General features: G+C 53.2%; 16 protein-coding genes. 1 reads left to right on the forward strand and 15 read right to left on the reverse strand.

Annotated elements, in window-relative coordinates; translation table 11 throughout:
• Positions 1-144: 144 nt before the first annotated feature.
• Positions 145-984 (forward strand): helix-turn-helix domain-containing protein, encoded by an 840-nt coding sequence (locus AC58P5_RS07660; protein WP_497385540.1) that lies wholly within the window; start codon positions 145-147, stop codon positions 982-984.
• Positions 985-1,086: 102 nt separating this feature from the next.
• On the opposite strand, the gene AC58P5_RS07665 is transcribed toward AC58P5_RS07660, so the two are convergent.
• The 15 genes from AC58P5_RS07665 to AC58P5_RS07735 all read right to left on the reverse strand — a co-directional run bounded on the left by AC58P5_RS07665 (position 1,087) and on the right by AC58P5_RS07735 (position 12,634).
• Positions 1,087-1,656: a GNAT family N-acetyltransferase gene (locus AC58P5_RS07665; RefSeq protein WP_497385541.1), complete on the reverse strand. Its 570-nt coding sequence runs from the start codon at positions 1,654-1,656 to the stop codon at positions 1,087-1,089.
• A 38-nt stretch (positions 1,657-1,694) separates the two neighbouring features.
• Positions 1,695-2,267, reverse strand: a complete 573-nt coding sequence (locus AC58P5_RS07670) for a histidine phosphatase family protein (RefSeq protein ID WP_497385543.1) — start codon at positions 2,265-2,267, stop codon at positions 1,695-1,697.
• 30 nt (positions 2,268-2,297) lie between these two features.
• Entirely contained in the window at positions 2,298-2,696 is a 399-nt protein-coding gene (locus tag AC58P5_RS07675; RefSeq protein WP_497385544.1) for a hypothetical protein, read from the reverse strand.
• Positions 2,697-2,817: 121 nt separating this feature from the next.
• The gene (locus tag AC58P5_RS07680) at positions 2,818-3,339 is read right to left on the reverse strand and encodes a DinB family protein (protein WP_497385545.1); all 522 of its coding nucleotides are present in this window, start codon (positions 3,337-3,339) and stop codon (positions 2,818-2,820) included.
• A 320-nt stretch (positions 3,340-3,659) separates the two neighbouring features.
• The gene (locus AC58P5_RS07685; protein ID WP_497385547.1) at positions 3,660-4,169 is read right to left on the reverse strand and encodes a GNAT family N-acetyltransferase; all 510 of its coding nucleotides are present in this window, start codon (positions 4,167-4,169) and stop codon (positions 3,660-3,662) included.
• Positions 4,170-4,237: 68 nt separating this feature from the next.
• Positions 4,238-5,239: a phosphotransferase enzyme family protein gene (locus AC58P5_RS07690; RefSeq protein WP_497385549.1), complete on the reverse strand. Its 1,002-nt coding sequence runs from the start codon at positions 5,237-5,239 to the stop codon at positions 4,238-4,240.
• A 177-nt stretch (positions 5,240-5,416) separates the two neighbouring features.
• Positions 5,417-5,875 carry a transporter gene (locus AC58P5_RS07695; RefSeq protein ID WP_497385551.1) on the reverse strand — a complete coding sequence of 153 codons (459 nt, stop codon included), beginning with the start codon at positions 5,873-5,875 and terminating at the stop codon, positions 5,417-5,419.
• 87 nt (positions 5,876-5,962) lie between these two features.
• Entirely contained in the window at positions 5,963-6,991 is a 1,029-nt protein-coding gene (locus AC58P5_RS07700) for a serine hydrolase domain-containing protein (RefSeq protein ID WP_497385553.1), read from the reverse strand.
• Between the two features lie 248 nt (positions 6,992-7,239).
• The gene (locus tag AC58P5_RS07705; RefSeq protein WP_497385554.1) at positions 7,240-7,416 is read right to left on the reverse strand and encodes a YHYH domain-containing protein; all 177 of its coding nucleotides are present in this window, start codon (positions 7,414-7,416) and stop codon (positions 7,240-7,242) included.
• A 106-nt stretch (positions 7,417-7,522) separates the two neighbouring features.
• A complete protein-coding gene (locus AC58P5_RS07710; protein ID WP_497385555.1) occupies positions 7,523-8,242 on the reverse strand; it encodes a stalk domain-containing protein in 720 nt (239 codons plus the stop codon).
• A gap of 148 nt (positions 8,243-8,390) precedes the next feature.
• A complete protein-coding gene (locus tag AC58P5_RS07715) occupies positions 8,391-8,972 on the reverse strand; it encodes a DJ-1/PfpI family protein (RefSeq protein ID WP_497385556.1) in 582 nt (193 codons plus the stop codon).
• Positions 8,973-9,149: 177 nt separating this feature from the next.
• Positions 9,150-9,845, reverse strand: a complete 696-nt coding sequence (locus AC58P5_RS07720; protein WP_497385557.1) for a cysteine hydrolase family protein — start codon at positions 9,843-9,845, stop codon at positions 9,150-9,152.
• A 183-nt stretch (positions 9,846-10,028) separates the two neighbouring features.
• A complete protein-coding gene (locus tag AC58P5_RS07725) occupies positions 10,029-11,108 on the reverse strand; it encodes a DUF418 domain-containing protein (RefSeq protein WP_497385558.1) in 1,080 nt (359 codons plus the stop codon).
• Between the two features lie 100 nt (positions 11,109-11,208).
• Positions 11,209-11,565, reverse strand: coding sequence for a glyoxalase superfamily protein (locus tag AC58P5_RS07730; protein WP_497385560.1), 357 nt, complete (start codon positions 11,563-11,565; stop codon positions 11,209-11,211).
• Positions 11,566-11,587: 22 nt separating this feature from the next.
• Positions 11,588-12,634, reverse strand: coding sequence for a hypothetical protein (locus tag AC58P5_RS07735; protein ID WP_497385561.1), 1,047 nt, complete (start codon positions 12,632-12,634; stop codon positions 11,588-11,590).
• Positions 12,635-12,654 lie beyond the last annotated feature (20 nt).

Consider the following 12,654-nt stretch of genomic DNA (forward strand, 5'->3'; position numbering starts at 1 on the left):
AGAGAGAAAAAGCCACCTTATTTTGCTGTTCTTTTTTTGTTACCTTTTTTGTTTTTTTATGTGATTTGGGCCGAAAGGGTTAAAAAGAAGCCGGAGAACGCGCTAAACTGAATAGGACACCCAGGGGGCGAGGAGGAGTTCATTTTGAAGAACGTCTGTTATGACTGCGGTTCTCTGCATATCAGCCGCAAGGAGCTCACTTACACGAGCATGCCGTCGCGCCACACGCACGATGCTTTTGAAATCATGTATCTCGTATCCGGTCAATTGTATTATTTTATCGGGGACAAAACGTACCAGGTCGTAGGCGGGGTACTTCTGTTCATCAACGCCAACGTGCCGCACCAGTTAGTCAACGCGGGCGAGGCCGTCTTCGAGCGCGTTACGATGCTGTTCAAAGAGGAGTTTCTGCACGATTTTTTCCGTCTGCAAGACGACGGGGAGCTTCTGTCCTTTTTCTATGCGGACTTCCATGCCGTCCACCTTTCCGGGTATGAGCAGACCTTTGCGGAGGAGCTTTTTCATAAAATGCTCCACGAAGGCGTCCGCAAGCAGATCGGGTTCGAGCAGTATCAGAAAGTGCTGCTGATGGAGCTGCTGCTGTTTATGAACCGCAAGGTGCGCGAAGCGGACCGGGAGCAGGCCGGGAACGGCACATCGCCCACCCACAAAAAAATTTACGCCCTCGTAGAGTACATAAACAGCCGTTTTTACGAGCGGCTTACGCTGGAAGATCTGTCGCAAACGTTCGAAATCAGCCCTTCCCACCTCAGCCGCACCTTTAAAGAAGTGACCGGCTATACCGCGATCGAATACATCAACAACGTCCGGATCAAAAAAGCATGCGCCCTGCTCAGGGAAACAAGCTGGAAAGTGCTCGAAATCTGCGAGCGCGTCGGTTTTGATAGCCTGACCCATTTCGGTAGAACCTTCAAGCAGATGACAGGCTGCTCCCCTGTCCGTTACCGCCGCAGGCAGCCGTGAACGGCGGGGCCGCGCGGGCGCGGACGGCAAATAATCCGCCGGGGTTCGGCGGATTGGAAGGCGGCGTCATTTGGCGCCGAGGCGGCCCGTTTCTAGAAAGTATCAGTGATTCAAAAAAGGCTGGATTTCCGCCTTGCCGGCGTGCAGATTGTAGAACGAATCCAGCCGCAGGTCCTTGACCAGATACAGGAGGAGATCATCGTCCACGCGGACCATTTCTCCCGCAGCCGCCTCCCGGTTGCCCGACATCAGGCCGTTGCCGTCCGGGACATAGCCTCTTCTGCAGTAAATCCTCTGCGCCGCCCCATAGTCTTTGTAAAGTCCGACTCCCAGTCCGATCCGGTGAAAATCTTCGCTTGCCAGCGTCTCGAACTGCTCCAGCAGTTTGGTTCCGATTCCGCTGCGGCGGTAGTCGGGAAAAACATTCAAATCATTGATTTCGGGAATCCGCCGGTCCCGGAAATACGCATACTCCGATTCCACCTTCAAATGGCCGCAGCCGACCAGCGTCTCTTCCACGAAAGCGAGCAGGGTGACACGGGTACCCAGCACATTTTCATGAAGGCACTGATCGTAGTAGGCGACTTCCCGGTGCAGCCCGTGCTTGTGGAAAGCCTGCATCCAGATCCCTTTAAGCTCCTCGCTGTCGAGCGGCTTGACTAAAATATTCATGCCCCCACCCTTTCTGTATCCATTGCTTCCGTCCTCTTCTAGTCCAGATGCTTCGTACAGTTGTACAATCCGCAAGTCCAGTCCCGGTCATCCAGAACTAAAGTCGTAACCGATGTGTTCGTTAAATGTCCGTCGTACTCCGAATCGGGCAGCAAATGTTTCAGCATCGTCCGGATAAAGGAGCCGTGGCTGACGATCAGTATCCTTTTCCCTTTGTGCCTGCTCAAAACCTCGTCCAGAAAAGAGCCGCCCCGGGCTATGACGCTTTCCGGCTTTTCTATGCCCAAATCAAGCTCTCTCCATCCCGCACCCCACTTGGCGATACGTTCCTGCTCGGTTGTCCCTTCGATTTCTCCCCCGCCCGCTTCACGGATTCTCTCGTCGCTCCACACCGGAATCCCGGCGCGGCCGCCGATTCTGTCCGCCGTCTGTTTTGCGCGGAGTAAATGGCTCGAGTAAATAGAGTCCCACTTCTCCGACCCGATCCGTTCCGCCAGCTTTTCCGCGTCGGCCAGCCCGTCTTCATCGAGCGGAATATCCGAGCTTCCCTGCGCTCTTCCTTCTTTGTTCCAGTGTGTACTGCCGTGCCTTATAAACCCGATTGTCGTCATATGTGCCGCTTCCTTTCCCGGTTTAACAGCCTATCCTTCCCGCACCAGCCATGTCTTCGCAACCTCGGGATCGCTGAAAAACGCGACGGGGCGTTTTAAAGGCGGCTCTAGTCTGTTCAGCCTTTTCTTTAATTTGAACTTGCTCCCGAAGGAACAACCCACGAGAGTCAGCTTGTAAATATGCGCGTTAAGACGGCCGATATGCTCAACAAAAGAAGCGAGAGCGTCATCGCTCAGCCGCGTTTCGTAGAAATCGACCCAAATTCTCAATTCCTGGCTTCTCTGCCGGATAAAATGTTCTTCCTCCAGCATCAGCCTTAACAGTCTTTCTTCATCTTGGAAGAAGCTCCCGTACTTTAAGCAGTGAATCTCGCCCCCTTTATAGTAATAAGGAAAAAGGGAACCTCCCGGCGATTTGACACTGTACATTCCGCTGCCTCCTTCCGTTCGTCGCAATAGCGGGTCATCCCGCTTCGGGCGTTCACCATTTACCGGCTTGCCGGGAAGCCTATTCAGTCGTGCGATCAAGAAAAATCCGCCGTGAATCAGCTTACTCGGCCCGCAGGTATCTCTCCTGAATAATCCGGATATGATGCCGCTCGTGCCCGGCTATGATCGCGGCGAGCGCTCTGGCGGATAGGAGGTTGTTATTGGCCGTTCCGGTCCGGAGCCAGGCTTCATCCGTTATGCCCCGCAGCAAGGTCAGTGTAGAGCAGCGGACGGCGGAGTAATCCTTGAGAATGTCGGACAGGCCGCTTGCCGCGAAAGACGCCCCCGCTACATACTCATTCTCGTCATAACCGGGGAGCGGCGTCCGGTCCCCTCTCGCGATGCAGAGCATGCGGTAGGCCATGATCCGTTCCGTATCGGCCACGTGGCCCAATACCTCTTTGATGCTCCACTTGCCCGGAGCGTACTTGCGGTCCCCGGTTTCTTCCGTAAGGGACTGCATCAGCTCCGTCGTGGTTTGAAGCTGTTCGACCAGAATCTCGGCGAGATTGCCCTCCTGAACCAGCTTAACGTACGTTTCGTAGTAAGCCGGATATTCTTCGTGCGGCGGTTTTGTAAGCATGAACTCACTCCTTTTTGAACTTCGGCCCGGTCAAATGTTTGACAAATCGGTAACCGTTCACTTCTCTGCAAGCTGCCGTGCACCTGTACTAGGATCGTACGCAAATCTCCGGCATTTGTTTCGCTGCCGCCTGTAATTCGGCAAAACGGCCCGCTGGAGCGGACCCCCTTTTATTCACCGGGAGGACCCGGTGGCCGATCCTTCTCCGAAGCCATACGGTTCAGCGTCTCGTATATTTTGCGCAGATAGGCCGTAATCGTGATCAGGCTCATCAGAATAAACCCGAGCATGATGAACGTTACGACTTCCCTAGGTCTCTCCTAGATCTGCTTGTAATAAAAAATCGTCGTGTGCAGGCTCCCGTCGGACGATTTGGCGAAATGCGGGATGCGGCCCGCCTCCACATACCCGAATGACTTGTACAGCTTGTTGGACGCGTCTCCTTCACGGGTATCCAGCACCAGAAGCGACCTTCCCTCCTCCGCCGCCGTTTCCTCCAAAGCCTGCATCAGCATATGAGCGATGCCCTTTCTCCGGTATTCGGGGTGAACCATCAGCTTGACGACTTCCGCCCGGTGCGCGGCATTTCTTTTCATCGCCAGGTGAAGCTGGACGGTGCCGACAATTTTGCCGTCGCATACGGCGTTCCAGGCCAATACGCCGGGTTCTATCACTTTTTTCCAGTAAGTGTTCGCATCCTCCCAGCTTAACGGCGGCAAAAATCCGATCGAAGCCCCATCCTCCACTACCCGGATCAGCAGCTCCGTCAAATCGTTCAGAACGCCCGACTCCATCGATTCCAGCTCATGAATCGTCACTCCATGGGTCATAGTCGTTAACCTCCTTGTGGCCTCCGGCCCTATATTTTTTTGCGTGGTGCATGCGTATTTCCGTTGTTCTACAAGGTATAAAAAAGGCTACGGTCCTCAAGAAAAGGAACGCAGTAATTTTTGCAAAAAGCAGGCATCCTTTCTTTCATCCACGGATGCTTATCGGGGTTATGTAGGTGGAACGAATAAAAACCGAAAATCGACAGAAGCATAAACCCCTCCAGCAGATCCAGCCGCTCCGCAACGGCGCCGGGCCGGACAAGTGAGTAACCCTCCAGCACGGAATCCCTCAATTCCGCTTTCATAGTGAGCGCGCAGCCCGCCAGATCATATCCGTAATACCCGTGCCCGAACAGGCAGAAATCGATGAGCGAAAAGCCCTGCTCCGTCACGATCAGATTGCCTTTATTGATATCGGCGTGAATCAGTCCCCAAGTACTCCCGGACCGGCTGTGCCGTGCAAGCTTGTCCGCTATGCGCGTAAAAGTCAGGCCGACGATCTCAAGGTCTTCTTCCCTGAAAAGGCCCATGGGCAGCCCGGACCGGATTCGTACGAGCATCTCCTCGTTCTGTTCCACACCCGCGTAGCGGGGTCTTTTCCATTCGGCAGCCCCGGCGTAGGTTTGCGAGAACCGGTGCATCATACCAAGTTGCCGGCCGAGCTCTTTCACCATCTCCCGCGAAAAAGATTCTCCGTGGCCGACATCCCGGCCTTCGATCCATTCGAGTAGCGTACAAAAGACGCCGGATTGCGATCCGGATTCCCCGTCAAGGTTTACAGACGTTACCCATTCACCCGCGTTGCTTGCGACCGGTTTCTGCACCCGCATCCCCGTACCGGCGCCAAGATCCGCCAGCCACTGCATTTCCGCATGCAGCCCTTCCCGGGAATGCTGCAGCCCGTGCAGCTTGTACGTAACCGGTTTATGTATCCGGAGCAGGTAAGATTGTCCCGTGGTGACGTCCGTTACCCGGTAGGTCATGTTTTCGTTGTGCCGGATAAACTGTACGGACGGCTCGCGGACCGGATAAGCGGCCAGAATACCGGACAGAAGGTCCTTTTCATTCATGACTGTTCTCCCTTCCCATCGGTTTTTCTGTATGCCCCTTCCATATATACCTTCCTAGTATCTTCGATGTGCACGTGCGCCTTCCTCTTTCCGGGTTATAAAAAGAGGATATCCGAGACGCTAAAGTTCGGATATCCTTCGTATTTGTACTTGCCTCTCAGAGCCGGCCGTCTATTTCTAAAAACAGGTGAACGAGCTGATCCTCCGCAGATCGATTCCGAAATAGACCCAACTGAACCCCGTCCACCGGAAGCCGGCCACCGAAGTGCGGCCGACAAAGGTCGGGAAGTACCAGAACCGTGAGCCGTCATTCAGCCAGACGAACGTATTGCGAAACAGGCAGCCGGAGATGGCGCCCGGGTCAACCGCAAAGGGAGTCACCTGCGGCTCGAACTGCGGAGGGGGCGCCGTCGGTGCCTGCTGGCCGGGGCTGCCTCCGGGAAATCCGGGAGGTCCCAGCGGGGGAGGCGTACCCGGTCCCTGCTGGCCGGGAAACGGAAAGAACGAGCCTTGGCCCGGTCCGCCTCCGGGTGACGGAAAGAACGGCCCCGTCGTACCGAACGGTCCCTGACCGCCTTGAAACCCCTGGCTTCCTTGCGGCTGTGTAAACGATCCTTGAGGGAAGAAAAATCCCATGCTGCATTCACTCCTCTTCCTTTAGTAGGCTCCTATACTGTATGCCGGGACGGATGCCGGGGACTGGGCGGATGCGGATTATAAAATTTACGGGGACCGGTCTGCCCGCAGGCCGATAACATTCAGACAGCCATATACGGTGTTGCCGAACGTCCGGATGTCGTCCAGATAGCTGTAGCCGGCGAGATTCGGCCCTGTCTGGTTATACATCCGGACCGCGACGGCTTCCTTCTCCGGAATAACGAGACAGGCGCAGCCCGTACTTCCGAGAGATTGATAAGAACCCGCGGGAAGCTCGTGCCCCAATTCCGTCAAGGAGCGCGGACGGTCCTGCACGAACCAGAAAAACCCGTTTCTCGGTAAAGAGTCCGCAAGACCTTCCGGACTGATAATTTCGGCGGTCTGCTCCCATACCGGACGAGGGACTAGCTGCATCCCGTTCCATATGCCTTTGGACAGATGCAGCTGCCCCCAGGAAGCAAGCTCTTTGGCGCTGACGAACATGTTTGTTTCTGTGCCTTCTTCGCTGGTGTAAATTTCATCCAGCCAAACGAGCCCGTCCGTTTTGTGTTGGCGCCAGCCCGTTTCCGTGAATCCGCCGGGACGGAACACCTTTTCATTTAATAGCTGTGCAAGGGGCTTTCCGAATACTTCTCCGACCATGCGGATCAGCAAATTAACGCCCACATTGTTATAAGCCCAGTCCGCCCCGGGAGGAAATATCCGCTTTTGCGGACTCGCAAGACCGTGCGTGTGGGTGAGCAAATGCCGGATCGTCGTGCCCGCCAGCAAGGCGTCGTCCGGATCGGCCATATAGTCCGAAACCGGATCATCCAGGCTGCCGATCCGTCCCTCGTAAAGGGCCAGAGAGACGGCGAGCCCCAGATAGGTTTTTCTGACCGAAGCGACATTAAATCGGGAATCCGCGCCGACGAGACGGCTGCCGGGAGAGAACTCATGCGTACCCGAGTACCATTCGTTAACGACGGTTCCGCGATGCAGAACATAGACGGCGGCCGCCGAAGCTGTAATCTTTTCCTGTATTCCGAGGACATATTGATTCAGCGGAGAAAATGCTTCGTTACGGTGAATCTCAAGACCCTCTCCGTTATCCATGATTCGTCTCCTTCCCGGACTTTTCAGCAATAAAGGCCAATCCACCCCGAAAAGCATCCGGACACGGAACAACCTCTTAGTAAGAAGGAACTCTTTGTATTCAAAGGCAGTGTCCATCCCTGCAACATAAACCAAACAAGCCGGCCCCGATACGGTGCCAGCTTGTTTTGCAGGGTTTCTTTTTACCGGTTACTTCATGGGGATTGGCCTACAAGGAAACCGGCTAAGTTTCTACGTAAATGGGCCTGTTATTTCTTTTTGTGGTAATGATACCCGCTGCATAACCCTTTTTGTTTGGATTTTGCGGAGCAGTTGTGGCCCCCGTTTTTGTCTAATCTTCCGGGATGCGCGTAAGCCGAAGCGGATGTAGCCATAACGACCACGATAGCGACGATAAAAATAACGGTTTTTTTCAATGTTATCACCTTATGTACACCCTATTTTCAGGGCTTAATGGAATTCTCTCCCATTCTAAACCAGTTTCAAAAATCGGGATACGATTTGGCCCTACAATTTATCAATTCTTTAGATTCAGTTGGTGGCAGGATTGTCTTCCGATGTTCCATCCAGACCCACCACAAATAAATGCACCTTCTTGTCGGCCGGGTTCACGTAGGAGATGGAATAAAAGTGCAGCTTATCGTTTTTCCAGCCGATAAATAAACTCGCTCCGACTTTTTTGTTCTTCAAGCCTTCGTAATCGATTGCGTGGTCCGGAGTCCCTTCGGGACGCTCGTAACCGGCCTCTTTGAAATAATACACTTTGGAGAAAGAATCGCTGCCGTTTTCAACATCGCCGTTGTCATTGGCATTTTCAAGTTTTACTTTGAGTTGGGCTGCCACTTCTTCCCGGGTCAAACCCCGCTTCAGTTTCTTTTTGATCTCGGCTATTTTTTGCGCGATCTGCTCGTCTCTGTCCGTCACGCCCGATTCCGGGGGAGAAACAGGAGCGTCTTTGCCGGGAACGGATGTGATCGCGATCGTTTTCGTATCATTGTTCCACTGAACTTGTCCACCCATCGCCTCCACGACCGCTTTGGCCGGAACATAGGAAGTCCCGTCGATAATGACCGGGGCCAGCGCATTTCCTTCTCCGTTTTTCGCGGTCCAGGCTTCATTGTTGAGCGTCAGCTTGATATCGGGATTGAGATAAGCTTCGATTTTCTCCACTCCGCCGGCGGCATAACTAGTCGCCCCCACCACTGCGGCTAATCCGCATGCACCCAATAGGGTCATGTACTTCTTTTTCATCTTCTTCTCTCCTTCTCCTTGGTTTTTCTAAATTAGTCATCGAATTCCTTAAAAACAGTACAGAAATAAGTGTAGCACACTAGAATTGTTTATTTTCAACAAATTTGTTAGATGGAATGTCCAAAATCGGTCCTTAAACAGCGCCTGCTTAAGCCTCCACCATCCCGCTTCGCTCATAAGGATAGTCGATCTGCTCCTTCACTTGACCCGCAGCTTCCCGCCCAGCGAGCATTTCGACCACATAGAGCCCTAAATCGATAGAAGCCGATACCCCTCCGCCCGTGACGATATGGCCGTCCTTGACGATTCTGGCCCGGACCACTTCCTTGCAGTACGGTTCCAGCAGCGCATAAGCTTTCGGATGTGTGGTTGCTTTCCTGTTCTCCAGAAACCCGGCCGCCCCGAGCAAAAGCGAACCCGTGCATACCGAAACCACGTGTTTAACTCCAATCGCCTGCCTCAGCCAGTCCACGAACTCTTTTCTAAACCTGAGCTTTCTCGTCCCGAGACCGCCCGGAACAAACAGCAGATCATATTCCGACAGGTCCGGTTTTACTTTGCCGGCACGGATCGTCAATCCCTGCTCATCCTTTACCTCCGGCGCAAGCGCGCAAATATCCCACGTCGTTCCTTTCGTCTTGTCGAACAGATGCAGTCGGTTGACGACATCGTAGAAACCGATAAAATCCAGAAAGGTAATCCCGTCAAACACGATAAACGCGATTTTCATCTCTAAACCTCCTTATGGAAAAAATTCAGATCAATCCATGAAACGCAGAATTATTTCTTCTAAAAAGTATGCAGATGGCCGTTAATGCCCGCCATCTTTCACCGCTATGGAATTCAAAGGGCCTGATTCAACGGCCCCGGACGGATACATTCCGGCCCCGTGGAAAGCTGTTCCTTTTCAGGAAACGGGGGATGATGCCGGATCGGCCGAAAGTTCCAGCCTTTGCGCGAAAGCTTGGCCGATGTCCCTGATTAAGGAAGCCGAATCATAAACAGAAATTCCGATATTTCTGATTTCATCCTTTCCCTTCTCGTACACACCCGAAATGGCGTCCTCCACCATAATTACTTTAAAGTCGCGCTCGCTCGCTTCGTACATGCTCGTCCTGGGACAGTTAGGGAAATTGCAGCCCGTGAAAATAAGGGTGTCGATCCCCAGCTCTTTTAGGAAGTCTTCCAATTTCGTCTTGTAAAAAGCTCCCCAGCGGGGTTTGTATAGGGCCCACTCCCGCTCACCGATCGCCTGGATTTCTCCGCCGAGCAGCGGCCCGAATCGGAGTTCCTCCGCATGAGGCGGTTTGATCGCATCCGCGAGATCCGCCCCCCGTGTCCCCGGCGCTGCGATAGCCGCTCCGGCCTCGATCATTTCTTTGCGGCACAGATCCGCATTGGAGCCGTCCCGTTCGTAAATCCGGATCACGTGGATAACCGGGATGCCATGGGCCCGGCACTGCTCGAGGATCCGGCTCATAACGGGCAGTACCTCGTTCGTGCCGGGAATTTCGGCCGGGGCGCCGGGCAGGCTGAAATCGTTTTGCGTGTCGATCGTCAATAACGCGGATGTTACCAAATTCGGCTGGATATACGTGCTCATTCCTGCTCATCTCCCCAGTATCATTTGTAGCGTTTCGCATCTTCCCAGGAAAGACGGCAGTCTGCACTAGCTCCCGCAGCCGCCCTTCTGCATAAATACAGCCAGAACTGCTCCTGCCGCCCTCATTTTCCACAATTATACATCCGGTTTCGCCCTTCGTCTAATAAAAGGTCCCTTCTCCGCTTACAGCTTTCTCATCCAGGCTTCCAGCGGCCCTCTGGAAAACTTTCGTCTCCAAAGAAGACTCGCCCCGACCGCAGCGGCAAAATAGCCGACGGAATACGCGACGGAGAAAGGCAGGGAGCCGTTTTCCAGTATCCCCAGCGCCTCCAGAAGACCAAGGCCCGCAATAACGTGCAAAATATAGTGGCTCAGCGCCATTTGTCCCGTTTGGACAAGAGCCGTGAGCATACGCTGTCCGGGCACTTTCTCTGTCACATAGATGCACAAAAAAATAACCAGCACGGCCGTACTCGTCGCGGAAACCATATACAGCATATTGGGCGGCATGGGTTTCGTCTCAAAAAGATAGCGCGCCCCCTCATCCCCGATGGAAGCAGCGCTCAGCTTCATGGCGAACCGTGAGATCAGTTCACTACCGGCGAATAGGATCAGCGAGGCGGTCATCCCCTTGGTGCGCACAGAGGGATCGGTAAGATCCAGTCGGCCGATACACATCCCCGTCAGAAAAAAAGCAAACCACGGAAGCGCGGGATGGAACCCGTTAAAGAACAGATTCCGGATAAAGCCGTGGGCCGTCCAAAAATCGGTGTAGGAATGAAAAGTCGCATCCCAGCCCGCCCCATAATTCAGCGCGAGCTGTGCGCATTGACCCGCCAATACGGTGGTAACGGCCGCACCCGCAAGGAAGCGGTCGGATGAACGGATCAGAAATGATGCCGCGAACAAAAACAAGGCATAGTAGTGCAAAATATCCGCCGTCCATCCCAATGCCAGCAGAAACAGTCCGAGCGTAAGCAGATACGCCGACCTTTTGCGGAGGACAAGTTTTTGCTTTGCCAGCTCGGGTTCGTCACCCCGCCGGGCTTTGCGGGTCATGAGGGAAATGCCGATCCCCGCCAGCACGACAAATACCGCGGAGGCTCTCCCCTCGAACAAGCCGGCGAATCCGGCCAGCCACGAAGGCCCGCTTCCGTCCGCCATCATCGCGATTTTGTAGTTCACCACGATCATCCCGAAGATGGATAAAGCCCGGGCCAGGTCCAAACCGGTAACTCGCGTTTCCTTTTTAACGACCGTCATAAAAAATCCTCCCAAATAAATTTTACCTACCGGTAAGTAAAATTCTAACCGAAAAAAGACCGGTCTGCAACCGGCTGGATTTTTATACACGGCCTTTGTCTTATTCGAAGAAAATCAGTTTGTTTCCGAACGGGTCGGTTACCGTGCATTCTGTTGTTTCCCAAGGGGTGCGTTCGATCCCCGGCCTAGCGTAGGGATAATTTTTGCCGATCAGCGCCTTCTGCAGATCTTCTACGCCGGAAACCGCAATCCGGAGCGCCGCTCCGGGGCTGCAATCTCCGTAATGCTCGCTGAGTTGAAGAACGATTTCATCCCGGGAAATCTGCATGTACAAAGGCATGCCGGGCTCGAAGCGATGCTCCCAATCCAGCGTGAACTCCAGAAACTCCACATAAAATTGTTTGGCTTTCTTTTCATCGAATATGCGCAAAATAGGGGTTATTCCCGTTAAGGTCATTTCGATGGCACCTCCGCAAGTGTTATTCAGGACGTTTCGTAACCGTAAAAACGGTGATTTCCTGGCCGATCAAACTCAGAAATTGTCTGGTCCCGGGGTGATAGGCCGATGCGGATAAGCCCGAATTGGCGTACAATTCCTCTCCCGTTCCGGAATCGTAAATTCTGAAGCCGCTCTCAGCGGATGTGCAGTACAAATAGTCATCATCATACAGGTCGCCGAAGGCAATTTTAAAGGAGACAGACTCCATCCCGTCACGGACATCCACGACTCTTATAAGAAAATCTTCGGAAAGCGGCGTTTCTTCCTCTTGCGCCAACAGGTCGGGATCGTGCCGCCCGATGATTCCGAGCTTTGTTTTTCCAATCCAGCAAATAGGTTCGTTCCAGTCGTATTTGCCCCACCAGAGCGTTTTTCTGCTTTCCCCGTCTTCGGATTCCCAAACATTTTCCGTTAACCACTTCTGTACATTCCACGAGGTAACGGAACCCGTAGGATGCCATATCCAGCCGTTATCCGCTATCCAGTCCCCCCCGGGCGATACGAGCAATTGTCCATGAAAATAATCCAGGCGATGCTCCGCTTCACTAGAGTCGTCTTCACCGGTATCACAATAAGGATCCGGTCTGGGAACTACAGATTCTCCGGTACGAACATCGGTAATGTCGAGCCGGTTCCATTTTGTAGCGTGAACAAATAGAGTGCGATTGTCGTATTCCAGAAAAACCGCGGGAAAAAGAGACTGCTCGAAATAGTAGTCGTCTCGCTGAAACGTACGGAGGACCTTTTTTTGTACTAAATCTATAATCACTCCGTGTTTTCCATGCGTATTGACGATTGAAATAACTTCCTCTTGAACGGAAACCGCAAGTGTTACGCGTTCTTCGAAATTTATATCTGGACACTGGACGGAGCAAATCTTTTCAATGGAGTCCGATACGGTATCCAGCGTATAAAGATTCCCTTCTTCCGTAACGACGATGAATTTCATCGACTTTACCAAAGGTTTGATATCGGCAATACGTTCATCCAACCATAAATTGAACTTCTTTGTTTTGATTTCGAACACGGCTTCTTCCCCTCATTCCC

This window comes from Paenibacillus sp. JT31N7 (assembly GCF_059692095.1).